We start from the raw sequence: 22,619 nt of genomic DNA on the forward strand, positions 1-22,619 counted from the left end.
CTTCCTTCACTTGCCGGAGCTCCGGCGCCAGATACGCCAGACAAGAGCCAGCGCGTAGATATAGGCGGCGATTGCCGCGAGATCGCCGATCAGCGCGACTTGCGCAGACCAGCCCATTTGCGTGCCGAGCATTTGATAGGCGAGCCAGAGGATCGTGGCGCCAGCAATCACCAGCGCAGCCTTGCGCCCGTCCCGCCGGTCCTTCTCGCGATCCTGAGACATTCACCCCCGCTCAGTAGTCGTTCGTCTTTGCCCGTTCGAGAAAGGCATCCATGCCCTCCGCGACGATGATATTCGCCTGCGACACCCATTTGTCGCGCGTGCAGCGGCCCTTGAACCGGGGCACGTTCTGATCGGCATAGGCGACCTCTTCGGGACCCCATTTGGCGATCTGATCGTAGTGATAGACGCCCCAACCGTTCAGGACCTCTTGCAGTTTCGGCCCGATCCCTTCGATCTTGGTCAGATCGTCGGCACCGGCTTTGCGCGGCGCTTTGAGCCCGCGCGGTTTCTTGCCTTCGCCTTCCGCAGCGACGGGCTGACCGGAGGCGGCAGGCGCTGCGGCCTCCTCTTTGGTCTCAGCCTTGGCCGCAGCCGGTTTCGGCGCGGCAGGCTTCGGCTTTGCCTCTGCCTCAGGCTTGGCCGCAGGCTCGGGGGCCGGCTTGGCCGCGGGCTCGGGTTTGGCCGCGGGCTCGGGCTCGGGCGTTGCCGCGGGCTTGGCCTCCGGTGCCGCTGCCGTATCCGTTTGCGGCACGGTCGGCTGTGCCGCCTCAGCCTGATTGCGCGCCGCAGCCCCTTCGGGCGAACGCGCTTGGAACGAGCTTACCGGTGCGTCGAGGTCATCGACGGTTTCCGCAGGCTTCGTCGTGCCCGCAGATCCCGGCACCGCGCCGGATCCGGCCTCGGCTGCGCTTTCCGGCTCATCCGAGCAGAACGCCCAAATCAGGAAAGCCCCGAAGAGAACGAAGGTCAAAAGACCCAGGAAAAAGGCCACATAAAAAGGCTCATGCGCGACCACCATCAAAAAGATGGTCACCACCACTCCCAAAGCCGCGGCCCAAATTGCTGCCTTCCCACGGCATCCCTGCGTCTGATCTCCCATACGTCTCTCCATGTTTCCCGTGCTACGGGCGCGTTACCGTCAATTACTCGTAGAGGCCGTCTTTTTTCGCGCGGCTCGAAAACTCCGTATCCGCACCGCTTGCAAGTTTCCCCGCCTGTTCGACCCAGTTGTCCCGGCTCGCTCGGCCCTTGAAGCCCTCTAGATTGTCATCCACCCAAGCCAGTTCGGCCTCGGTCCAAGCGGCAATCTGGTCGAAGTGGTAGATGCCCATCGTATGGAGCAAGTTTTCCAGTTTCGGTCCCACACCCTTGATCATCTTGAGATCATCCGCGCCTCCCGAACGCGGAGCCCCAAGAAATTTCGGCTTGTCGCCTGCGTCAGCGGCGGACGCATCGGCGCCAGCCCCGGCAGGCTCGTCTTTCGAGCGCGGCTTGGCCTTGGAGGTCGCTTGCGCCTCGGCCTCGGTCACGCCGGTCTTGTCGGCGGGTTTGCCCTTGGCGGGTTTGGGCGCGCTGTCCTTGGCGGATTTGCGCGCCTCATCGGCCTGAGCCGCGGTGCGCGGACGCGCCGTGCCAAGCGTGCCGATCTCGCCGCGCTGGCCCGACATCTGCCACGGTGCCGCAAAGGGCACTTCGGTCCCGTCGATGCGCTTGATCGTGTCGCCGATCCCAACGGCGCGCGCCACCGAGGCGTTATGCGCCTCTTTCTCGCCCGCAGCCTCGGTGCAGGCGGTCAGACCGCTGAGCGGCTCCGAGCTGAAACGCCCGGTCTGCGAGCCCGGCTGCGGCACGTTGCCCACCGCCATCTCGTCAAGGATCTCGGCCAGACGCTCTTCGGTCAGATCTTCGTAGTAATCCTTGCCGACCTGCATCATCGGGGCGTTGGCGCAGGCACCAAGGCACTCCACCTCTTCCCATGAGAACTTGCCATCCGCCGACAGCGTATGCGGTTCGGCCGAGATTTTCTCGCGGCAGACCTTCATCAAATCCTCAGCGCCGCAGATCATGCACGAGGTCGTGCCGCAGATCTGCAAATGTGCCACAGACCCTACGGGGGCCAGTTGGAACATGAAGTAGAAAGTCGCGACCTCGAGCGCCCGCATATAGGGCATATCAAGCATCTCAGCGACGGTCTCGATGGCCGGGCGGCTCAGCCAGCCCTCTTGCTCTTGGGCGCGAAACAGCAGCGGAATGATTGCCGAGGCCTGACGCCCGACAGGGTATTTCGTGATCTGAGCCTGCGCCCATTCCAGATTGGCGGGCGTGAAAGCGAAGCTCTCGGGTTGCTCAGGATGCAGACGACGAAGCATTAGCGGTCAACCTCCCCGAACACGATATCCATCGTGCCGATGATTGCGGAAACGTCGGCCAGCATGTGGCCGCATGCGACATGATCCATCGATTGCAGGTTCAGATAGCCCGGCGCGCGGATCTTGGCGCGGTAGGGTTTGTTCGACCCGTCCGCGACCAGATAGACGCCAAACTCGCCCTTGGGCGCCTCGACCGCGGCGTAGACTTCGCCAGCGGGGACGTGGAAGCCCTCGGTATAGAGTTTGAAATGGTGGATCAGCGCCTCCATCGAGCGCTTCATCTCACTGCGCTTGGGCGGAGTCAGCTTGCCCCGCGCCAAAATATCGCCCTGCCCTTCGGGCGCGCGAAGCTTCTCGATGGCCTGCAGGATGATCTTGGTGGATTCGCGCATCTCCGACACCCGGCAGAGGTAGCGATCGTAGCAATCGCCGTTCAAGCCGACCGGAATCTGGAAATCGAACTCGTCATAGCATTCATAGGGTTGCGAGCGGCGCAAATCCCAAGCCAGACCCGAGCCGCGCACCATCACGCCCGAATAGCCCCATTTCTGGATATCGTCTTCGGTGACAACAGCGATATCGACATTGCGCTGCTTGAAGATCCGGTTCTCGGTCAGCAGGCCCTCGATATCATCGAGCAGTTTCGGGAAGCGCCCGCAAAATTCCACGATATCGTCGAGCAACTTGGGCGGCAGATCCTGATGCACGCCGCCGGGTCGGAAATAGGCCGAGTGCAGACGCGCACCGCAGGCCCGCTCATAGAAGACCATCAGCTCTTCGCGCGCCACGAAGCCCCAAAGCGGAGGCGTGAGCGCTCCGATATCCATCGCCTGCGTCGTGACGTTGAGCAGGTGGTTCAGAATGCGCCCGATCTCGGAATAGAGCACCCGGATAAGCGAGGCGCGACGCGGCACCTCGACCCCGGTCAGCTTCTCGATGGCCAGGCACCAAGCATGTTCCTGGTTCATCGGCGCAACATAGTCGAGCCGGTTGAAATAGGGCAGGTTTTGCAAATAGGTGCGGCTCTCCATCAACTTCTCAGTCCCGCGATGCAGCAGGCCGATATGCGGATCGACACGCTCGACGACCTCGCCGTCCAGCTCAAGCACCATGCGCAAAACGCCATGCGCCGCAGGGTGTTGCGGACCGAAGTTGATGTTGAAGTTACGGATGCGCTGCTCGCCGGTCAGCATATCCTTCGAGCCGTCATCATACACGTTTTGCCGGATATCGCCGTCCATCATTTCGCCTCCTCACCCTTCTCGTCACCGGGAAGGATGTATTTCGCCCCTTCCCACGGGGACAGGAAATCGAACTGCCGGTATTCCTGCGTCAGCTTTACCGGCTCATAGACCACGCGCTTGAGCACCTCGTCATAGCGCACCTCGACATAGCCGGTGGTCGGGAAATCTTTGCGCAGCGGATGACCGCGGAACCCGTAATCGGTGAGGATCCGACGCAAATCGGGATGTCCCGAGAACAGGATGCCGAACATGTCGAACACCTCGCGCTCGAACCAATCGGCACAGGGATGCACATTGATCAACGAGGGGACCATCGTCTCTTCGCGGATCGCGGCCTTCACGCGGATGCGTTGGTTGCGATACATCGACAGGAACTGCCACACCATATCAAAGCGCTCGGGGCGCTCGGGCCAGTCAATCGCTGTGATATCGACCAGCGACGAGAACATGCAGTTCGGATCGTCGCGCAGGAACTCGACAAAACCGGCAACCGATTGCGAGGTGATCGTGATCGTCAGCTCACCAAACGCGATATCGGTCGAAACGACATCATCGGGGCGCTTCATCTCAATATGCGCGGCCAGCTCTTGCAGGGCTTTTTCGTCCATCATCGCCTCTCCTCAGCGCACCAGCGTGCCGGTGCGGCGGATTTTGCGTTGCAGCTGAAGGATGCCGTAAAGCAGCGCCTCCGCCGTGGGCGGGCAGCCCGGTACATAAACATCAACCGGCACCACGCGGTCACACCCGCGCACCACCGAATAGGAATAGTGGTAATAGCCGCCGCCATTGGCACACGACCCCATCGAGATCACGTAGCGCGGCTCGGGCATCTGGTCATAGACCTTACGCAGAGCGGGGGCCATCTTGTTGGTCAGCGTGCCGGCAACGATCATCAGATCCGACTGGCGCGGCGAGGCGCGCGGAGCCGTGCCGAACCGTTCGATGTCATAACGCGGCATGGAAACCTGCATCATCTCGATGGCGCAGCAGGCCAAACCGAAAGTCATCCAATGCAGCGAGCCATTGCGCGCCCAGTTGATCATGTCCTCGGTCGTGGTGAGCAGGAAGCCCTTGTCCTGCAACTCGCTATTGAGCGCGTTGGTCACGACCTCGCGATCTCCCCCTGCCGTGTTGGCCCCGGTCATCACGCCCATTCCAGCGCCCCTTTCTTCCACTCATATGCAAACCCGACAGTCAGAACCGCCAAGAAGACCATCATCGACCAGAATGCCGTCATCGAAATCTGCCCGAAGGCGACCGCCCATGGGAAGAGAAATGCAACTTCGAGGTCGAAAATGATGAACAGGATCGAGACGAGGTAGAAACGAACGTCAAACTTCATCCGCGCATCGTCAAAGGCGTTGAAACCGCATTCATAGGCCGAGACTTTCTCGGGATCTGGATTGCGGATTGCGATGACGGCAGCGGCACCGAGCAACAAAAGGCCCAATGCGATCGCCATGGCGAGGAAGATGAGAATTGGAAGATAATCGCGCAAGATGTCTTGCATGGGCTTGGCTCCCTTTCGACGCGACCGTTTATCGCGCAGGTTCCGGCTGTGCTGAGCAATAGCCTTGCACCATAGCAGGGTCAACCGAGAGAGGGCCGGAATCTGCGCCACAAGGCCGTTAAATCGCTATTTAATATACGTTTGCACAACCCAGTAGCGCTTGGCGCACAGGCTACACGATTTCGCGCGGGACCGCGCCCGGCACGGGGCTATCGCTGCGGAAGCCCCCGCCAAACGCTTTGTTTTCAAGCGTTCACGGCGCTGTGAGGCGGGGTTTTCTCAAATTTTCCATGCCGGATCGCGCTTGTCGAAAAACGCAGCGATCCCCTCTTGCGACTCGGGACTTTGCCAGCGGCCCACAAGCGCCTCGATCGTGGTCTCGATCACGCTCGCGTCAATGCGCGGCCCAAGGCGGCGCAGCAATGCCTTGCTGTCGGCCACAGCCCCCGGCGCGCAGGCAAGATAGGGCTCGGCCTCGGCCAGCGCTTCCGCCTCAAGCGCCTCGGGTGCCACGACGCGTGCCAGAAGGCCCAGATCGACCGCCTCGGCGGCATCAAAGATCCGCGCCGACATGAAGACCCGGCGCGCGCGCGCCTCGCCCATCCGCGCGATCACATAGGGCGCGATGGTCGCGGGGATCAGGCCCAGCCGCGTCTCGGTCAGCCCAAAGCGCGCCTGCGCCACCCCGATGGTCACATCACAGACCGACATCATCCCGATCCCGCCGCCAAAAGCATTGCCCTGCACGGCTCCGATCAGCGGCTTTGGGCAGGTATTGAGCGCGTTGAGCATCCCTGCGAGCACACGCGCCGCATCGGCCCGCGCCTCAGGGGATGCATCCATCTGCGCCTGCATCCATTTCAGATCGCCACCCGCGCAAAAGCTGCGCCCTTGGGCGGCCAGAATCACCGCGCGCACGCCCTCATCCGCGCCAAGCTCTTGGATCGCCTGCGTGATCTCGCGCATCATCAGCTCGGAAAGCGCGTTATGCTTCTCGGGGCGCGCCAGCGTCAAACGGGAGATGCCGCGCGGATCGGTCTCCACCGTGATCGTGTCAAACATCGCGCTCTCCTTTTAATCTAAGCGCCAGTGCTGCCGCCTCGGCAAGGCGCTCTGAATCAAGCCCGGTCGCGTAGCCCAATTGCTCCAACCGCGCAGCCACCGCTTCGGTCGCGACATTGCCCTTGGCGCCCGGCGCGTAGGGACAGCCGCCCAGACCGCCCACCGCTGCATCAAAAACCCGCAGCCCCAGCGAAAGGCTCGCCTCGATATTGTCGAGCGCGCGCCCGGCCGTGTCGTGATAATGTCCAGCCAGACGGTCTGCGGGCATCTCGTCCAGCACAGCGCCCAGCATCGCGGTGATGCTTTCCGGGCGCCCCTGCCCGATCGTGTCGCCAAGGCTGATCTCGTAGCAACCCATATCGCGCAGCGCCGCCACCACCCGCGCCACCGATCCCGGCGGTGTCGGGCCGTCATAGGGGCAGTCCGTCACCACGGACACATAGCCGCGCACTTTCACATTATCGACTTTTGCGGCCTGCATGATCGGTAAAAACCGCTCCAGACTTTCAGAAATCGAACAATTCAGGTTTGCGCGCGAAAACCCCTCCGAGGCCGAGGCAAAGATCGCCACCTCGCTGGCATGGGCCTCTCGCGCGCGCTCATAGCCGCGCAGATTGGGCGTCAGAGCCGCATAAGAAACCCCAGGCACGCGGGTAATCCCCGCCAGCACCTGATCGCTATCGGCCATCTGCGGCACCCATTTGGGCGAGACGAAACTGCCCGCCTCAATGCGCGCAAAGCCCGCCCGGCTCAGACAGTCGATCAGCGCGATCTTATCGGCTGTGGGGATCGCGCGGGCCTCGTTTTGCAAGCCATCGCGCGGTGCCATCTCGAAAATCTCGACCCGCTCACGCATCGGGCAGCTCATAGAAATCGCGCGTGTAGAGCGTCATACCGCCGTCCTTCTCGAGCGCTGCCCGATAGGCCGGGCGCGCGGCAATCCGGTCGCGATAGGCGCAGAGGTTTGCGAACCCCTCGGCCCGCACAAACCGAAACATCGCATCAATGTTGAACCCCATCATGCAATCCGCCGCGCTAAAGCGGCCCACCAACCACTCATGCGCGCCCAGATGATCTTCGAGCGCACGCATCGTCACGGCCAGCCGCTTGGTATCAAGCGCCATCAAAGGCCGCGAGCGCGCGCTAGGCGGGCGCAGGAAAATGTGATGGATGTTCAGCGCTTGCAGGATATTGGCCTGAGTCTCCGCGAAATGCAGCCATTCGAGGTAATCCGCGCGCGTGGGCTCTCCAACCGCAGGCGCCAGCCCCGCCTCGGGATGCGTCTCGGCGAGATATTCCACGATGGCACCGGATTCGAAGATCACCCGCCCGTCGATCTCAATTGCAGGCACCCGCCCCGCCGGGCTGAGCGCCAGAAACTCTTCGCTGCGCAAACTGCCATCGGTGAGCGACCAATTGCGCAGACGATAGTCCAGCCCCAGCTCCTCCAGAAGCCACAGCACCCGCAAGGAGCGCGCGCCGGGGACGTGATGCAGGGTAATCATGTGTCTTCCTCCAAACGAATGAGCGCAGCACCCGCCTCGACCTGCGCCCCCTCGCGCGCGAGCACCTCCGCTATCACCCCGTCACGGGTGGCGCATAATGTATGCTCCATCTTCATCGCTTCCATGATCGCGAGCCGATCTCCGGCTCTCACGCTTTGCCCCTCGCGCACGAAAACCTGCCGCACCAGCCCCGGCATCGGCGCGAGCGTCAGATCGCTGGACTCGGCGGCCGCCCCGCGTGCGAAAGGATCGGGGATCTCGAAGCTATGCGCCCCGCCGCCCATGAAGATCGTGACGTGCCCGGGTGCGAGATGCATCGCCGCGCCCGTTTTGGCACCCTCCACGCGCCAGCCATCGGGGTGACGCACACAATCATAACGCTGCCCCGCGATCTCGACGGTGATCTCGTCCGGCCCCCGTACCGTGAGCGCGGCCTGATCAAAGAGATCCACGGGCCTGCGCAGCGGCGTCCAGAGCGCAAAGCCATCCGCCGCCCCCTCCCACAATCCAGAAGCTGCGATCACCGCAAGCGCCTGTGCTGCGGGTGGGGTCGCAAGCGGCGCGGAGAGCGCCTCGATCTCGCGCCCGATCAGCCCGGTATCGACCTGCCCGCGCGCAAAGCCCGGATGGCGCGCAAGCCGGGCCAGAAAGGCCAGATTGGTCACCGTGCCCGCCACCTGCGTGGTCTCCAGCGCGCGCGCAAGCTGACCAAGCGCCACCGCGCGGCTCGGCCCATGGGTGATGATTTTGGCGATCATCGGATCGTAGAACGGGCTGATCACATCGCCCGTCCGCACCCCGGTATCGGCGCGGCAGCCCGGCGCAAAGACCAGATGCGAGAGCGTGCCGGTGGCGGGCAAAAACCCCGCCGGGACATCCTCGGCATAAAGCCGCGCCTCGAAGGCGTGGCCCGAAATTGCAAGCTGGTCCTGCGCAAGCGGCAGCCCCTCGCCCGCAGCGACCCGCAATTGCCACTCCACCAGATCAACGCCGGTGATCGCTTCGGTCACCGGATGCTCGACCTGAAGGCGCGTGTTCATCTCCATGAACCAGAATCGGTCGGGGCGTAGCCCATCCGTGCCGTCGACGATGAATTCGACCGTGCCCGCCCCCGCATAGCCGATGGCCTGCGCGGCGCGGGTGGCCGCCTGCCCCATTGCCGCGCGCATCTGTGGCGTCATGCCCGGCGCGGGAGCCTCCTCGATCACCTTCTGATGGCGGCGCTGCAACGAGCAGTCGCGCTCGAACAGATGCACCGCTGTCGTCCCGTCACCAAAGACCTGCATCTCGATATGGCGGGGATTGGAGATGAATTTCTCGATCAAGACCGCGCTATTGCCAAAGGCGCTCTCGGCCTCGGCCTGCGCGGAGGCGAGATGGTCTGCGAACGCCTCAGGCCGCTCGACAAGCCGCATGCCCTTGCCGCCGCCGCCCGCGACCGCCTTGATGAGCACCGGATAGCCGATCTCCCCGGCGGCGGCTTCAAGACGGGCGGGATCCTGATCTGCACCGCGATAGCCGGGCACAACGGGCACGCCCGCCTCCTCCATCAGGGCTTTCGCGGCATCCTTGAGCCCCATCGCCCAGATCGCGCGCGCCGATGGGCCGATGAATGTGAGCCCCGCCGCCTCCACGGCCTCGACGAAATCGGGGTTTTCGCTGAGAAACCCGTAGCCCGGATGGATCGCCTGCGCCCCGCTTTCAAGAGCTGCGGCAATGATCGCCGCGCCGCGCAGGTAGCTGTCCTTGGGCGCTGGCCCGCCGATGGCCACCGCCTCATCGGCCAGTGCGACATGGCGGGCCTGCGCATCGGCCTCGGAATAGACCGCAACCGTGGCCACGCCCAAACGCTTTGCGGTCTCGATCACCCGGCAGGCGATCTCGCCGCGATTGGCAATCAGGATCTTGTCAAACATCTCGGGTCTCCCTGTGACAGCGGCGAAAGGGGCTCTACCCCCGGCTGACAGAGCCTGCGGCTCGGCCAGCCTCCGGCGGGGATATTTTTATCAAGAGGAAGGGGGGCGGCTTCCGCCTGATAAAAGTATCCCCGCCGGAGGCAAAAAACTTACATCCGGAACACGCCAAAGCGCGTCGGCTCGATCGGGGCATTGAGCGCAGCGGAGAGCGAGAGCGCGAGGACATCTCGCGACTTGCGCGGATCAATAATCCCGTCATCCCAGAGCCGCGCCGAGGCATAAAGCGGGTGCGACTGGCGCTCGAACATCTCGATCGTGGGCTGTTTGAAGGCGGCCTCTTCGGCCTCGGACCACGTGCCTCCGCGCCGCTCGATCCCGTCGCGTTTGACGGTGGCCAGCACCCCTGCCGCCTGCGCCCCGCCCATCACCGAGATCCGGGAATTGGGCCAGGACCACAGAAAGCGCGGGCTGTAGGCGCGCCCGGCCATGCCGTAATTCCCCGCCCCGAAGGAGCCGCCAACCAGCATCGTGATCTTGGGCACGGAGGTGGTCGCCACAGCGGTCACCATCTTGGCGCCGTGGCGCGCGATCCCCTCATTTTCATATTTGCGCCCGACCATGAAGCCGGTGATATTTTGCAAGAACACCAGCGGTATCGCGCGGCTTGAGCACAGCTCGATGAAATGGGCGGCCTTTTGGGCGGCTTCTGAAAACAGCACGCCGTTATTGGCGACGATCCCCACGGGGCAGCCTTTCACATGGGCAAAGCCCGTCACGATGGTCTCGCCAAAGCGCGGCTTGAACTCGTCAAAGCGCGAGCCATCGACCAGCCGCGCGATCACCTCGCGGATGTCATAGGGGGTGCGTAGATCGGCAGGCACGGCCCCCAGGATCTCCTCGGGATCATAGGCGGGCTCTTCGGGGCTTTGCCACTGGACGGTCTGCGGCCTGGCGCGATTGAGAGACCCCACGGCGCGGCGCGCGAGGGCCAGGGCGTGGGCGTCATCCTCGGCCAGATAATCGGCCACGCCGGAGAGACGCGTATGCACATCGCCGCCGCCCAGATCCTCGGCGCTCACCACCTCGCCTGTGGCGGCCTTCACAAGCGGTGGTCCCGCGAGAAAGATCGTGCCCTGCTCGCGCACGATGATCGTCACATCCGACATCGCGGGCACATAGGCGCCGCCTGCCGTGCACGACCCCATGACCACCGCGATCTGGGCGATGCCCTTGGCCGACATCCGGGCCTGATTGTAAAAGATCCGCCCGAAATGGTCGCGATCGGGAAAGACCTCGTCCTGATTGGGCAGGTTCGCGCCGCCGCTATCCACGAGGTAGATGCAGGGCAGATGGTTTTCCTCTGCGATCTCCTGCGCGCGCAGGTGTTTCTTGACGGTCATCGGGTAATAGGTGCCACCTTTGACGGTGGCGTCGTTGGCCACGACCATCACTTCTTGACCCTGCACCTGCCCGATCCCGGCGATCACGCCTGCGCCGGGGGCTGCGCCGTCATAAAGATCATGGGCCGCCGTTGCACCGATCTCGAGAAACGGGGTGCCGGGATCGAGAAGCCCTGCCACCCGCTCGCGCGGCGCAAGCTTGCCGCGTGCAAGGTGGCGCTCGAGCGCGGTCGCGCCACCTCCTGCCGCGGCCTCCTCGGCGGCGCGGCGCACCACGTCCAGCGCCTCGAGATGGGCCGCACGGTTGGTGCGAAACGCCTCGGAGTTTGGCAGCACCTGAGAGACAAGTTTCATTCGAGGCTCCCTAGCTGACGCAGTTCCAATGCGCGCTGCGCGGTCCGGCTGAGCTGGCAGCTTGCCGCCATCACGCTGCGGATCGTGCCACCTTCCCAGATCGAATATTCAAGCCCGCAATCCGCGTCACGAAACGCGATCCAAGCGCGCTGTGTCTTGAGCAGCTCATCGGAGAGCGTCTTGCCGCCCTGCATCACAAGGCGCGCGCGGGCCGCCTTATACTGCGCGTTCAGAAGATCGTCCCAAAGCTGCGTCTCGCCGCTCAGGCACGCCGCGATCCCCGGCGTGGTACTGCCGCCCGGCTGATCCTCGCAGGCATTCGCGGCATCCCCGATACAGGCGGGCAGCACCGTTTTGGCGTTCTTGAAACAGGCCTGCACGGTGGCCGGATCGACCGTGGGATCGGCCAAAGCAGAGGTGGCCAATATCGGAGTGGCCAGCGCGAAGACTGCCAAGAGAGAGAGCGATTTCATCTTCGGACCTCACTTTGATGATGAGACGGGACGGGCGGGATGGGCGGCGCAGGGCTGCGGCGGCTTGCCGCAGATACGTTCCCAAAAAGTTGATCCACGTCAAAGCCTTGGCCTTTCAAGGGGCGCAGGGTCCGCGACGTGAGAGAGAAAAGGGAAATCCCATGAAACAGAGCATTCTGAGTCTGACGCTGCTGGCGGCCACCACCCTGAGCGCCGCCCCCGCGCTTGCGCAACAGGCAGGCGACATCACGTTGGGGGTTGGCGTGCATCAGGTGATGCCGCGGTCCGACAATGGCACGCTTTCGGGCGGGCTCAGTGTCGATATCGGCAATTCCACGCGCCCGACCTTCACCGCTGAATACTTCGTTCGCGACAATCTCGGCATCGAGCTGCTCGCGGCGCTGCCCTTCAAGCATTCGGTCAATATTGACGGTCTGGGACAGGTCGGCACCGTCAAGCATCTGCCGCCAGTGATCTCGCTGCAATATCACTTCCCGACGGGCACCAATCTGACGCCGTTTGTCGGGGCCGGTGTGAACTACACCGCGTTCTTTAGCGAGAAGACCAGCGGCGCGCTTGCGGGCAACAACCTGTCTTTGAAGAACAGCTGGGGCCTCGCGCTGCATGCCGGGCTTGACTACACGGTCTCCGAGCACGGGTCGCTGCGCACCGATATCCGCTGGATTGATATCAACAGCGACGTCAAGCTCAACGGCACCAAGATCGGCAAGGTCAAGATCGACCCGGTCGTGGTGGGTGTCGCCTATATCTACAAGTTCTGAGCCAAGGCATGGGACGGGCCACAGGCCCGGCCCAACGGGGCGGCGCTTGCGTGCCGCCCTTGCGCTATATGCGCGCGCCGCGTCGACAGGCCAACCCGGGGTCATTGCGATCTCGCCTCCAGCCTGTCGCGCCGGGCCATAAGCCGGAGCGCCTGCCGCGCCGTGAGGGTCATCTCACATTCCGATCCCGCCGGGCCCGCGCCCGAGCCACCGCCCCAGGTCGTCATCTCATAGGTGCAGGCAGCGTCGCGAAACGCGACCCAATCGCGCTGCATCTCGCGCAGGGCGGGCACTTGCGGCGGGGCCGCAGAGCCCAGCGATTTCATCTCGGCATCACTTGCGCCATCCGTCTTCAGGACCGCCTGATAAGCTGCGTTGAGACGCGCGTCCCAGTCATCGCGCTCCGCGCCAAAGCACATCCCCATCCCGGCATTGCTGCTGCCAAAACCGGATTGCGCCATGCAATATTGGGCGCCAACCCCAATGCAGGCCTGCCGCGCCAACCCAACGTTCGCGGCGAGACAGGCATCAAGCACCTGCGGCGAATAGGGCACTTTTACAGGCTCGCTCCGGGCCGCAGTCGCCGAGAGAAGCAGCACGAGAGGAACGACCCATCTCATGACGCACTCAGCACTTCGCGCCCGATCAGCATCCGGCGGATCTCTGATGTGCCCGCGCCGATCTCCATGAGCTTTGCGTCGCGGAACAGGCGTGAAACTTTGGAATCGTTGAGAAACCCTGCCCCACCCAAGGCCTGCACCGCCTGATGGGCCTGCACCATCGCCTGCTCGGAGGCGTAGAGCACGGCGGCGGCGGCGTCCTGACGGGTGACCCCGCCCCGGTCACAGGCCCGCGCGACCTCGTAGACATAGGCCCGCGCGGTGTTCATCGCGACATACATATCGGCGATCTTGGCCTGCATGAGCTGGAAATTCCCGATGGGCCGGCCGAATTGCTCGCGCTCGCGGGCATAGGGCACGACCTCGTCGAGGCAGGCCATCATGATCCCGGTGCCGATGCCCGAGAGCACCACGCGCTCGTAATCGAGCCCCGACATCAGCACCCGCGTGCCGCGCCCCTCCTCGCCCAACACATTCTCGAACGGAATATCGCAATCATCGAAGAACAACTGCGCGGTGTTCGAGCCGCGCATGCCGAGCTTGTCGAAATGCGGGCTGGTCGAGAAACCTGCCATGCCCTTTTCGACGATGAAAGCGGTGATCCCGCGCGAGCCTGCTTCGGGGTCGGTCTTGGCATAGACGATCAGCGTGTCGGCATCGGGGCCGTTGGTGATCCAGTATTTATGGCCATTGAGACGGTAATGCCCGTCGCGCTTCTCGGCGCGCAGCTTCATGCCCACCACATCCGATCCGGCGCCGGTCTCGCTCATGGCCAGCGCACCGATCTGCTGGCCGGACACGAGGCCGGGCAGGTATTTGCGCTTTTGCGCCTCGCTGCCGTTGAGCTTGAGTTGATTGACGCAAAGGTTCGAATGCGCCCCGTAGCTCAGCGCGATCGAGGCGGAGGCGCGCGCGATCTCTTCGGTCGCCACGACATGGGCGAGATAGCCCATATCCGCGCCGCCATACGCCTCGGGCACCGTGATGCCCAAAAGACCCAGCTCGCCCATCTCGGGCCAGAGCGCGTTGGGGAAGCTGTTGTCGAGATCGGTGCTGGCCGCGATCGGCGCCACACGCTCGGTGGCCCAGCGGCGCACCATCTCGCGCAGGCTCGCGATATCCTCGCCCAGATCGAACTCCATCGAATGCGCGAACATCCGCTTTCCTCCCTCGCTTATTGAACGCTTGTTCATTTACTCCCGCCAGCCGAGTCGCGTCAAGACCCGCGTGAAGATCCGCGTGCGGGCATCGCACCCAAACGGGGCGACGCTCTGGCGATAGGTCTAATCAGGGCTTGAGCGCGCAGGCCCGATCAGGTGGTGAGGACGTCGCGAATGATCCGGGCGATCTGGGCCACATCAGCTTGCGAGAAGGTCAGCGGCAGGCGCAGATCCAGAAGACCCGCCAGAACCGCATCGGTGCGCGGCATTGCTTGCGGCGGAGCGTAGCGCCAGCTGTCATGGCGTGAGGTGAACCCGGCGGGCTCGGCGGCACCGAACCATTTCAGCTCGACCCCGCGCGCGGCACAGCGCGCCACGATCTCTTGTATCTCGTCCGCCACACGCCCCGGAAGCCGGAACTGGAAGGAGGAGCCGACATAGGCCTCAGCCTGCGGGCGGGCAGTGAGCGCCACGCCCGGCACATCCGCAAGCCCCGCCTCCATCGCGGCGTAGAGCGCATTCCACCGCGCCACGCGCTCGGGCAGCGTCGCCAGCTGCGGGCGCAGGATCGCCGCGCGCAAATTGTCCATCCGCCCCGAGACATTGGGCGTGTCGTATTTCAGCTGCGCAAAGGCCTCTGGCGGGGGCGATGCCAGATGGCGTTCGTACAGCATGTAGCTGCCTGAGAGCAGGATCATCCGGGCCGCCAGCGCGGCGTCATCGGTGACGATCAGCCCGCCCTCGCCCGAATTCATGTGCTTGTAAGTCTGGGTCGAATAACAGCCCACCACGCCATGCCGCCCTGAAGGCACGCCTGCCCAAGCCGCCCCCATCGTATGGGCGCAATCCTCGATCACCCGCAGCTCATGGGCCTGCGCAATCTCCATCAGCGCATCCATGTCGCAGATATGGCCGCGCATATGGCTGAGCATCAGCACGTCGCCCGCGCGGGCTTTGGCGGTCAGATCCTCAAGATCGATTGTCAGGTTCTCGGTGGTCTCGACAAAGACAGGCTCGGCGCCAAGTGCCGCAATCGCGCCCGGCACAGGGGCCAGCGTGAACGCATTGGTCAGCACCCGCGCCCCCGGCCCCACGCCAAGCGCGCGCAGGGCGCAGCCCATCGCATAGCCCCCAGAGGCCACGGCAAGGCAATAGCGCGCCCCGGTGAAGGCGGCGAAGGCCTGCTCCAGAAGGGCCACCTCGCCCGCCTCACCGGGGGCCGTGTTATAGCGGTGCAGACGCCCGGAGCGCATAACCTCCACGGCCGCCGCGATTGCCTCTTCGCTGATCGGCTCTTGCTGCGTGAAATTGCCCTCGAAACGCTCTGTCATACGATCCCCTTGCGAATGCGCAGGAAAAGCACCAACGCCACGGCCAAGATAGCACTTGCCATATAGAAGGCCATGTCAGGCGTGCGGATCAGCGCGCCCGGCGCCTGAAACATCGCGAAAACCTGCGTGAAGAACAGCGTGCCCAGCAACATCGCAAGGTTCATCACCGCCGAGATCCCACCCTGCAAAGCGCCTTGCGCATCCTCGGGCACGGCGCGCGACATCAAGGCGCTGAGCATCGGATGCACCAGCCCCTCCATGCCGTTGACCACGAGCACCACAAGCACCATTGCAAGACTACCCGAGAGCGCCAGCGCGAGCGTCATTACAGCCCCAAGCGCCAGCCCGATCATCACCACCCGCGCCTCGCCCAAACGCCGGGCCGCCACCCCCGACAGACCGCCCTCGAATCCGGCGGCGACCAGCCCGAAGACCGCCAGCGTCAGCCCGACGATCCCCTCCGACCAGCCAAATTTGGCGATCCCCCAGAACGGCCAGATCGCGGGATAAACCGACGAGGCGAACAGATAGACGCCCATCACCCCCGCCATCGGCAGCACACCGGGATAGCGGGCAAAGACCTTGAGCGTGCCGAAGGGATTGCAAGCGCGCCACTTCAGCGGGCGTCTGCGCTCGGGCGGCAGGCTTTCGGGCAGGACGAACCAGCCATAGATAAGGTTGAGCCCTGAAATCGCAGCGGCCACGAAGAATGGCACGCGCGGCCCCAACTCTCCCAGAAGGCCGCCAAGCGCAGGCCCCAGAACGAAGCCAAGCCCGAAAGCCGCCCCCATCAGCCCGAAGGCGCGGGCGCGATCCTCGGGCGCGTTCACGTCCGCCAGATAGGCGCTGGCGATAACGAAAGACGCGCCGCACACGCCCGCGAGCAGCCGCCCCACGAAGAGCCACAGGATCGAGGGGGCGAAGGCGTGAAACAGGTAGTCCACCCCCAGCCCTGCGACCGCCAGCAGCAAGAGCGGACGCCGCCCGAACCGGTCCGAGAGGTTGCCCATCAGGGGCGCAAACAGAAACTGCGCAAGGCTGAAGGCTGCAAACATCAGACCGCCGATCTTGCTGGCATGCGCAAGATCGATATGGCCCACCTGCGTGATCAGCTCGGGCAGAACGGGCAGGATCAAGCCCAGCCCCACCATATCGAGAAACACCACGATCAGCACAAAAAGCGTCGCGTGGCCCGTCCCGCCGATCTTGTAGCCTCCCTGATGCGGGGCCGTCGTCATCAGCCTTTCCTCCTATGTCCCCCGAATATCCGGGCGCTGCATCCTAGCGGTCGCGGCCCACACCGTTTTGCGCCGCCGCTCTCGGCAAGATCACGCCGGTCCGAAGGCTCAGTCAGCCGCGCCCAACAGCCGCAGGGCCAGTGCGGGCAGATCCTCGTAGCGATCCAGCAGGGCCTCGGGCGCCAGCCGCTCGATGCCGCGGCCCTCTGGCCCGAAGCTCACCAACACGCTGGGCACCCCCACGACGCGCGCAGTTTCGCGATCGGTCACCGTATCGCCCAGCAGCAAAGAGCGCGCGACCGTGCCCCCCGCCTGCTCGACGGCCGCGATATAGGGCTCGGGGGCGGGCTTGCGCACCGGCAGCGTATCGGCGCCGATCAGCGCGTCAAACAGCTCCGCCACGCCCAGCCGCGCCACCAGATCGCGCGCGAGCCCCTCGGGCTTATTGGTGCAGATCGAAGTCGCAAAGCCCTGATTGCGCAGCGTTTTCACCGCATCTACTGCCCCAGGGTAAAGCCGGGTATATCTATCAATCTCCGCGCCGTAATAACCCAGAAGCGGCTTGTAATCCGCCTCCACCAGCGCCTCAAGCGCCGCGCCCTCGAGGCCCACCCGCGCATATCCAACCCGCAGCATCGCGCGGCCTCCCTGAAACGCGATCAGCGCATCGTCTTGCGCATCCAGCAAAGGCGCATGCCCACGGGCGACAAAGCACGCATTCGCCGCCGCGATCAGATCGCCCGAGGTATCGGCCAGAGTGCCATCGAGATCAAACACCACCGTGCGCATCGCGCCCTCCTAATTTTCGGTAACACCGCGAAAAGAAGCGTGAAGACGCAGCCCTTGCGGCGGGGATGCCAATGCGTAAAACGAGGGCGAGCAGAAGAAAAGGCACGTTCCATGGAAATAGCGCTGATCACCCTCGCGGCGGGGCAAGGTTCCCGTATGAAATCCGACCTGCCAAAGGTGCTCCACGAGATCGGGCGCGCGCCCCTTCTGGCCCATGCGCTGGCCAGTACGCGCGCGCTTGAGCCCGCGCGTGTGATCGTCGTGGCAGGCCACGGGGCCGAGCCGGTGCGCAAGTCGGTCGCAAAGTTCGCCCCCGACGCCGAGGTTGTGCTGCAAGACGCGCAGCTTGGCACCGGCCATGCGGTGGCCCAGGCGCTGCCTGCGCTGGCGGGCTTCGAGGGCCGCGTGATCGTCCTTTACGGCGACACGCCCTTCATTCGCCCCGAGACGCTGGAGCTGATGACGCAGGCCGATGCGGATGTCGTGGTGCTGGGCTTTGAGGCTGCGGACCCCGGACGCTACGGACGGCTTGTGACGGACGGCGCCGCGCTGGAGCGGATTGTGGAATTCAAGGATGCCACAGATGACGAACGCGCCATAACGCTTTGCAATTCCGGCGTTATTTCTTGCGATGCCGCTGTCTTGCAAGATCTGGTGGCGGGCCTGTCCAACGACAACGCCGCGCAGGAATATTACCTGACCGATATCGTGGCGGGCGCACGCGCGAAAGGGCTCAGCGCGCAGGTCGTGACCTGTGATGAGGCCGAGACGCTGGGCATCAACACCCGCGAAGAGCTCGCCCGCGCCGAGGCGCAGTTTCAGGCCCGCGCCCGTGCCGAGGCGCTGGCAGACGGCGTGACGATGATCGACCCGGCCTCGGTCTATTTCGCACTCGACACCTATCTGGGCCGCGATGTGGTGATCGGGCCGAACGTGGTCTTCGGCCCCGAGGTCACCATTGAGAGCGGCGCGCGGATCGAGGCCTTCTGCCATCTTGAGGGCTGCCATATCTCGCGCGGCGCGACCGTCGGCCCCTTCGCGCGGCTGCGCCCCGGCGCCGAGCTGGCAGAGGATGTGCATATCGGCAACTTCGTCGAAGTGAAGAACGCGGTCCTCGCCGAGGGTGTGAAGGTCGGCCACCTCACCTATCTGGGCGATGCCGAGATCGGCGAGCACACCAATATCGGCGCAGGCACAATTACCTGCAATTACGACGGCGTCTTCAAGCATCGCACCGTGATCGGTGCCAACGCGTTCATCGGATCGGACACGATGCTCGTGGCCCCGGTCACCATCGGCGCGGGCGCGCTGACCGGCTCGGGCTCGGTGATCACCCAAGACGTGCCCGATGCGGCGCTGGCCTTGGGCCGCTCCAAGCAGGTCAACCGCGAAGGCCTTGCCGCGAAACTGTTTTCCAAGCTGCGCGCCGAAAAAGAGCGCATGAAGAAAGGCTCATAAATGTGTGGAATTATTGGCGTTCTTGGAAAGAATGAAGTCGCACCTCTGCTGGTGGAAAGCCTCAAGCGGTTGGAATATCGCGGCTATGACAGCTCTGGGATCGCGACTGTAAATGGGGGCGTTCTGGACCGCAGGCGGGCCGTGGGCAAGCTGGTGAACCTGTCCGATCTGCTGGTGCATGAGCCGCTCGCCGGGAAATCCGGGATCGGCCATACCCGCTGGGCCACCCATGGCGCGCCCACCGCGACCAACGCCCATCCGCATAAGGCTGGGCCGGTCGCGGTCGTGCATAACGGCATCATCGAGAACTATCAGGCGTTGCGCGCCGAGCTGGCCGAGGCCGGGATCGCCGCGCAGACCCAGACCGATACCGAGACCGTCGCGCTGCTGACCCGCATGTTCATGGAGCGCGGGATGGATGCCCGCACGGCGGCGGTCGAGACGCTGGGCAAGCTGGAAGGCGCGTTTGCCCTGCTCTGGCTCTTTGATGGCGAGGAGGATCTGATGATCGCCGCGCGCAAGGGCTCTCCGCTCGCGATCGGCTATGGCGATGGCGAGATGTTCGTGGGCTCGGACGCAATTGCGCTGGCGCCGATGACCGACCGGCTGACCTATCTGGAAGAGGGCGATTACGCTTTCATCACCCGCGCGGGCGCCGAGATTTTCGACGCCGAGGGCCGTCATGCGAACCGCAGCGAGCAGCGCATCGAACTGGGTCAGGCACAGATCGAAAAGGCGGGCTACAAGCATTTCATGGGCAAGGAAATCGCCGAGCAGCCCGTGGTGCTGGCTGACGCTTTGCGACATTATCTGCCCCAGACCGGGCTGAATATGCCCGAGGAATTGGACTTTTCCAACATTGACCGGATTTCCCTCGTTGCCTGCGGCACGGCCTTCTATGCCTGCTCGGTGGCGAAATACTGGTTCGAAAGTTTCGCACGAATCCCCGTTGAGATCGACGTGGCCTCTGAGTTCCGCTACCGCGAGCCGCCACTGTCCGAGCGCGGCATGACGATCTTTGTCAGCCAGTCCGGCGAGACTGCCGATACGCTGGCAGCCCTGCGCTATTGCCATGAGAAAGTGGCCAAGACGGTGGCGGTGGTGAACGTCCCCACCTCGTCGATTGCGCGCGAGGTCGATATCGCGCTGCCGATCATGGCAGGCGTCGAGATCGGCGTGGCTTCGACCAAAGCGTTTACCGCCCAGCTTCTGGTGCTGGCCGTCATGGCCCTCAAGGCCGGGCGCGACCGCGACCAGCTGGATGGCCCGGATCTGGCGTGCCATTGCGACACGCTGCGCAGCCTGCCGGGGTTGATGAATACCGCTTTGGCGCTGGATGCGCCGATTGCCGAGCTGGCCGAGCATCTGGCCGAGGCGCAGGATATTCTCTTTCTGGGCCGCGGCCCGATGTATCCGCTGGCCCTTGAAGGGGCGCTCAAACTCAAGGAAATCAGCTATATCCATGCCGAGGGCTATGCCAGCGGCGAGCTGAAACACGGCCCCATCGCGCTGATCGACCGCACGGTTCCGGTGATCGTCATGGCCCCCTTCGACCGGCTGTTCGACAAAACGGTCTCGAATATGCAAGAGGTGATGGCGCGCCACGGCATGGTGCTGCTGGCCTCGGATGCCAAGGGGCTGAAGGCAGCGCAAGACGGCACTTGGGCGCAGCTGCAACTTCCTGAAATCGCAGAGCCTTTCGCGCCGATCCTCTATGCGGTGCCGGCGCAATTGCTAGCCTATCACACGGCGGTCGCCAAGGGCACCGATGTCGATCAACCTCGCAACCTTGCAAAATCGGTGACAGTCGAATGAGTCGGAAACGCGGAGAAAGCCGGATCACCCGCCCGGAGCCCTCAGATTTCACGCCCCTTCCGCCCGAGGAAGAGGCGCGGCTGCGCGCGGAAGCCGAAGCCTACGCCGCCTCCGATGCGCAATATGAGAGTTTCGCGGAGCCCGATGAGGAGGAAGAGCCGCTCGGCCCGCCGCCCGGCATCGAGGAGGCACTCTTTGCGCTGCAAGCGTGGGAAGATCCCGCCAAGGCCGCACAGGCCGCCGCCCATCACCGCGCCGAGCGACGCTATCTTGGCGTCCCGGTCCCTGCCATTGAGGATATGGTCACGCTTTGGCGCGCACAGCTCGACGTGCCAGGTCGGGTCGAGCTGGCCGCGCAGCTCTGGGACAGCGATATTCACGAGGCGCGGATCGCGGCGGCAAAGCTGCTCACGCAGGCACGGCTGCGCCCCGATACTGAGGCGTGGACACTCATCACCTCTTGGGTGCCTCAATTCGATGCGCTGGCGCTGGCCGATCACGCCTGCAAGGCAGGCGCCAAGCGGCTTGAGGCGGACCCGGCACGGCTCGACCTGATCGAGGAGTGGATCGGATCGTCGCATATGTGGACGCGGCGCGCAGCCTTTGTGATCACCCTGCCCTTCACTAAGGCGCGCACACCCAAGCCCGAAGAGAGCGCCGCGCGCGAGCGGATACTGGGCTGGGCTACCGCGCGTGCGGAGGATCCGCACGGCTTTGTGCAAAGCGCAATCGGCGGCTGGCTGCATGCGCTTTCCAAAAAGGACCCCGAGCGCGTACGGATCTGGCTTGCGCAAGAGGGCGAACGGCTCAAGCCATTCGCCCGTGAGGAAGCCGCCAAGGCCTTGTGATCAAAGCAGGAAGCTGTCGTAATCGCTCACCAGAAGGTGACGCGGTGCGACATCTTCCTCGATCTGAGAGAACCGCCCGATCGGGTCGCGGAAGATGTTGTCGGTGCGGTCGTCATTGACCGTTGAGACCTCGCCGATCAGCACATCGCCACCCGCACCCCAAAAGGCGTGCCAATCTCCGGGCCGCAGGGTCACGCTCTCGCCTGGGCGCAGCATCAGGACCTCGCCGGGCTCGAAGTGACGCGGAACACCGTCGCACATCACGATACCACCGGCTGTCTCGTCGAACTGCCCCTGATCATCGGAGCCGTAAAGCTCGACCGCGAGATTGGCCCCGCCGCGATTGATGATGTCCTCGGCTTTGATGATATGGGTATGCATCGGGCTGATCTGATCTTTCTTTGAGATCAAGAGCTTCTCGGCATAGGTCATACCATGGCCGGCCTGAAGATCGCGCAGATCGCCATTGCGCAGCGTGAACAGGAACAGCCCGAGCGTATCGAAATCGCCCTGCCCGTAATCAGTGATATCCCAGCCCATCTGCGCCTCGACCACGCGTTGCGCCTGCGGCAAACGGGCGCGAAATTCGGCGGGGCTCCACCATGCAAAGGGCGGCAAACGAAAACCGAATTCGAGGATCATCTCCTCGGCCTCAGCCATGATTTCATTCACGCGAGAACGTTTCATCTTCAGCCTCCGGGTCGTAGCGTCGAGGGCCTCTCGATGCCCCGAACGCCGCCCG

General features: G+C 64.1%; 23 protein-coding genes. 4 read left to right on the top strand and 19 right to left on the bottom strand.

Annotated elements, in window-relative coordinates:
- Positions 1–6: 6 nt before the first annotated feature.
- From DL1_RS03340 to DL1_RS03400, 13 genes are all read right to left on the bottom strand, one after another.
- Positions 7–222 carry a DUF5337 family protein gene (locus DL1_RS03340; RefSeq protein WP_038062462.1) on the bottom strand — a complete coding sequence of 72 codons (216 nt, stop codon included), beginning with the start codon at positions 220–222 and terminating at the stop codon, positions 7–9.
- A 10-nt stretch (positions 223–232) separates the two neighbouring features.
- A complete protein-coding gene (locus DL1_RS20725; protein WP_143081677.1) occupies positions 233–1,036 on the bottom strand; it encodes a hypothetical protein in 804 nt (267 codons plus the stop codon).
- Between the two features lie 109 nt (positions 1,037–1,145).
- Complete coding sequence (locus DL1_RS03350; protein ID WP_038062464.1) at positions 1,146–2,372, bottom strand: NADH-quinone oxidoreductase subunit E; 1,227 nt, start codon at positions 2,370–2,372, stop codon at positions 1,146–1,148.
- Positions 2,372–3,616 (bottom strand): NADH-quinone oxidoreductase subunit D, encoded by a 1,245-nt coding sequence (locus DL1_RS03355; RefSeq protein ID WP_038062467.1) that lies wholly within the window; start codon positions 3,614–3,616, stop codon positions 2,372–2,374. Before DL1_RS03355 ends, DL1_RS03350 begins: the two co-directional genes overlap by 1 nt.
- Entirely contained in the window at positions 3,613–4,224 is a 612-nt protein-coding gene (locus tag DL1_RS03360; RefSeq protein WP_038062864.1) for an NADH-quinone oxidoreductase subunit C, read from the bottom strand. Before DL1_RS03360 ends, DL1_RS03355 begins: the two co-directional genes overlap by 4 nt.
- A gap of 12 nt (positions 4,225–4,236) precedes the next feature.
- The gene (locus DL1_RS03365) at positions 4,237–4,761 is read right to left on the bottom strand and encodes a NuoB/complex I 20 kDa subunit family protein (RefSeq protein ID WP_038062871.1); all 525 of its coding nucleotides are present in this window, start codon (positions 4,759–4,761) and stop codon (positions 4,237–4,239) included.
- On the bottom strand, positions 4,761–5,126 hold the full coding sequence (locus DL1_RS03370; protein WP_038062470.1) for an NADH-quinone oxidoreductase subunit A: 366 nt from the start codon (positions 5,124–5,126) through the stop codon (positions 4,761–4,763). Before DL1_RS03370 ends, DL1_RS03365 begins: the two co-directional genes overlap by 1 nt.
- Before the next feature lie 279 nt (positions 5,127–5,405).
- Positions 5,406–6,188, bottom strand: a complete 783-nt coding sequence (locus tag DL1_RS03375; RefSeq protein WP_038062473.1) for a crotonase/enoyl-CoA hydratase family protein — start codon at positions 6,186–6,188, stop codon at positions 5,406–5,408.
- On the bottom strand, positions 6,181–7,044 hold the full coding sequence (locus DL1_RS03380) for a hydroxymethylglutaryl-CoA lyase (RefSeq protein WP_038062476.1): 864 nt from the start codon (positions 7,042–7,044) through the stop codon (positions 6,181–6,183). The genes DL1_RS03375 and DL1_RS03380 overlap by 8 nt, the downstream gene beginning before the upstream one ends.
- Complete coding sequence (locus tag DL1_RS03385; RefSeq protein WP_038062479.1) at positions 7,037–7,693, bottom strand: glutathione S-transferase family protein; 657 nt, start codon at positions 7,691–7,693, stop codon at positions 7,037–7,039. Before DL1_RS03385 ends, DL1_RS03380 begins: the two co-directional genes overlap by 8 nt.
- A complete protein-coding gene (locus DL1_RS03390) occupies positions 7,690–9,609 on the bottom strand; it encodes an acetyl-CoA carboxylase biotin carboxylase subunit (protein ID WP_038062482.1) in 1,920 nt (639 codons plus the stop codon). Before DL1_RS03390 ends, DL1_RS03385 begins: the two co-directional genes overlap by 4 nt.
- Before the next feature lie 149 nt (positions 9,610–9,758).
- On the bottom strand, positions 9,759–11,363 hold the full coding sequence (locus DL1_RS03395; RefSeq protein WP_038062484.1) for a carboxyl transferase domain-containing protein: 1,605 nt from the start codon (positions 11,361–11,363) through the stop codon (positions 9,759–9,761).
- Positions 11,360–11,836 carry a lysozyme inhibitor LprI family protein gene (locus DL1_RS03400; protein WP_051693285.1) on the bottom strand — a complete coding sequence of 159 codons (477 nt, stop codon included), beginning with the start codon at positions 11,834–11,836 and terminating at the stop codon, positions 11,360–11,362. Before DL1_RS03400 ends, DL1_RS03395 begins: the two co-directional genes overlap by 4 nt.
- A 161-nt stretch (positions 11,837–11,997) precedes the next feature.
- Between DL1_RS03400 and DL1_RS03405 the strand changes: the two genes are divergently transcribed.
- The gene (locus DL1_RS03405) at positions 11,998–12,618 is read left to right on the top strand and encodes an OmpW/AlkL family protein (RefSeq protein WP_038062487.1); all 621 of its coding nucleotides are present in this window, start codon (positions 11,998–12,000) and stop codon (positions 12,616–12,618) included.
- Positions 12,619–12,719: 101 nt separating this feature from the next.
- On the opposite strand, the gene DL1_RS03410 is transcribed toward DL1_RS03405, so the two are convergent.
- The 5 genes from DL1_RS03410 to DL1_RS03430 form a co-directional block, all read right to left on the bottom strand.
- Positions 12,720–13,238 carry a lysozyme inhibitor LprI family protein gene (locus DL1_RS03410; protein WP_038062490.1) on the bottom strand — a complete coding sequence of 173 codons (519 nt, stop codon included), beginning with the start codon at positions 13,236–13,238 and terminating at the stop codon, positions 12,720–12,722.
- Complete coding sequence (locus DL1_RS03415; RefSeq protein WP_038062493.1) at positions 13,235–14,395, bottom strand: acyl-CoA dehydrogenase family protein; 1,161 nt, start codon at positions 14,393–14,395, stop codon at positions 13,235–13,237. The genes DL1_RS03410 and DL1_RS03415 overlap by 4 nt, the downstream gene beginning before the upstream one ends.
- Positions 14,396–14,550: 155 nt before the next feature.
- Positions 14,551–15,729: a DegT/DnrJ/EryC1/StrS family aminotransferase gene (locus DL1_RS03420; RefSeq protein ID WP_038062496.1), complete on the bottom strand. Its 1,179-nt coding sequence runs from the start codon at positions 15,727–15,729 to the stop codon at positions 14,551–14,553.
- Positions 15,726–16,967 (bottom strand): MFS transporter, encoded by a 1,242-nt coding sequence (locus DL1_RS03425; RefSeq protein WP_051693287.1) that lies wholly within the window; start codon positions 16,965–16,967, stop codon positions 15,726–15,728. Before DL1_RS03425 ends, DL1_RS03420 begins: the two co-directional genes overlap by 4 nt.
- A gap of 108 nt (positions 16,968–17,075) precedes the next feature.
- Entirely contained in the window at positions 17,076–17,756 is a 681-nt protein-coding gene (locus tag DL1_RS03430) for an HAD family hydrolase (protein ID WP_038062498.1), read from the bottom strand.
- A 111-nt stretch (positions 17,757–17,867) separates the two neighbouring features.
- On the opposite strand from DL1_RS03430, the gene glmU reads away from it, so the two are divergent.
- The 3 genes from glmU to DL1_RS03445 are packed head-to-tail and all read left to right on the top strand — an operon-like array spanning position 17,868 to position 21,877.
- Positions 17,868–19,214 (top strand): bifunctional UDP-N-acetylglucosamine diphosphorylase/glucosamine-1-phosphate N-acetyltransferase GlmU, encoded by a 1,347-nt coding sequence (gene glmU / locus DL1_RS03435; RefSeq protein ID WP_038062500.1) that lies wholly within the window; start codon positions 17,868–17,870, stop codon positions 19,212–19,214.
- Entirely contained in the window at positions 19,215–21,029 is a 1,815-nt protein-coding gene (glmS, locus tag DL1_RS03440) for a glutamine--fructose-6-phosphate transaminase (isomerizing) (RefSeq protein ID WP_038062503.1), read from the top strand.
- Positions 21,026–21,877 carry a DNA alkylation repair protein gene (locus tag DL1_RS03445; protein ID WP_081856241.1) on the top strand — a complete coding sequence of 284 codons (852 nt, stop codon included), beginning with the start codon at positions 21,026–21,028 and terminating at the stop codon, positions 21,875–21,877. The genes glmS and DL1_RS03445 overlap by 4 nt, the downstream gene beginning before the upstream one ends.
- On the opposite strand, the gene DL1_RS03450 is transcribed toward DL1_RS03445, so the two are convergent.
- Complete coding sequence (locus DL1_RS03450; protein WP_038062505.1) at positions 21,878–22,564, bottom strand: D-lyxose/D-mannose family sugar isomerase; 687 nt, start codon at positions 22,562–22,564, stop codon at positions 21,878–21,880.
- Between the last annotated feature and the right edge of the window lie 55 nt (positions 22,565–22,619).

It is taken from the genome of Thioclava dalianensis, from assembly GCF_000715505.1.
Lineage (GTDB): Bacteria > Pseudomonadota > Alphaproteobacteria > Rhodobacterales > Rhodobacteraceae > Thioclava > Thioclava dalianensis.

Bases quoted from the DNA above. Each gene is read 5' to 3' on its own strand.
- DL1_RS03340 (WP_038062462.1), bottom strand. From the start codon at position 222: ATGTCTCAGGATCGCGAGAAGGACCGGCGGGACGGGCGCAAGGCTGCG.
- DL1_RS03350 (WP_038062464.1), bottom strand. From the start codon at position 2,372: ATGCTTCGTCGTCTGCATCCTGAGCAACCCGAGAGCTTCGCTTTCACG.
- DL1_RS03355 (WP_038062467.1), bottom strand. From the start codon at position 3,616: ATGATGGACGGCGATATCCGGCAAAACGTGTATGATGACGGCTCGAAG.
- DL1_RS03360 (WP_038062864.1), bottom strand. From the start codon at position 4,224: ATGGACGAAAAAGCCCTGCAAGAGCTGGCCGCGCATATTGAGATGAAG.
- DL1_RS03365 (WP_038062871.1), bottom strand. From the start codon at position 4,761: ATGACCGGGGCCAACACGGCAGGGGGAGATCGCGAGGTCGTGACCAAC.
- DL1_RS03370 (WP_038062470.1), bottom strand. From the start codon at position 5,126: ATGCAAGACATCTTGCGCGATTATCTTCCAATTCTCATCTTCCTCGCC.
- DL1_RS03375 (WP_038062473.1), bottom strand. From the start codon at position 6,188: ATGTTTGACACGATCACGGTGGAGACCGATCCGCGCGGCATCTCCCGT.
- DL1_RS03380 (WP_038062476.1), bottom strand. From the start codon at position 7,044: ATGCGTGAGCGGGTCGAGATTTTCGAGATGGCACCGCGCGATGGCTTG.
- DL1_RS03385 (WP_038062479.1), bottom strand. From the start codon at position 7,693: ATGATTACCCTGCATCACGTCCCCGGCGCGCGCTCCTTGCGGGTGCTG.
- DL1_RS03390 (WP_038062482.1), bottom strand. From the start codon at position 9,609: ATGTTTGACAAGATCCTGATTGCCAATCGCGGCGAGATCGCCTGCCGG.
- DL1_RS03395 (WP_038062484.1), bottom strand. From the start codon at position 11,363: ATGAAACTTGTCTCTCAGGTGCTGCCAAACTCCGAGGCGTTTCGCACC.
- DL1_RS03400 (WP_051693285.1), bottom strand. From the start codon at position 11,836: ATGAAATCGCTCTCTCTCTTGGCAGTCTTCGCGCTGGCCACTCCGATA.
- DL1_RS03405 (WP_038062487.1), top strand. From the start codon at position 11,998: ATGAAACAGAGCATTCTGAGTCTGACGCTGCTGGCGGCCACCACCCTG.
- DL1_RS03410 (WP_038062490.1), bottom strand. From the start codon at position 13,238: ATGAGATGGGTCGTTCCTCTCGTGCTGCTTCTCTCGGCGACTGCGGCC.
- DL1_RS03415 (WP_038062493.1), bottom strand. From the start codon at position 14,395: ATGTTCGCGCATTCGATGGAGTTCGATCTGGGCGAGGATATCGCGAGC.
- DL1_RS03420 (WP_038062496.1), bottom strand. From the start codon at position 15,729: ATGACAGAGCGTTTCGAGGGCAATTTCACGCAGCAAGAGCCGATCAGC.
- DL1_RS03425 (WP_051693287.1), bottom strand. From the start codon at position 16,967: ATGACGACGGCCCCGCATCAGGGAGGCTACAAGATCGGCGGGACGGGC.
- DL1_RS03430 (WP_038062498.1), bottom strand. From the start codon at position 17,756: ATGCGCACGGTGGTGTTTGATCTCGATGGCACTCTGGCCGATACCTCG.
- glmU (WP_038062500.1), top strand. From the start codon at position 17,868: ATGGAAATAGCGCTGATCACCCTCGCGGCGGGGCAAGGTTCCCGTATG.
- glmS (WP_038062503.1), top strand. From the start codon at position 19,215: ATGTGTGGAATTATTGGCGTTCTTGGAAAGAATGAAGTCGCACCTCTG.
- DL1_RS03445 (WP_081856241.1), top strand. From the start codon at position 21,026: ATGAGTCGGAAACGCGGAGAAAGCCGGATCACCCGCCCGGAGCCCTCA.
- DL1_RS03450 (WP_038062505.1), bottom strand. From the start codon at position 22,564: ATGAAACGTTCTCGCGTGAATGAAATCATGGCTGAGGCCGAGGAGATG.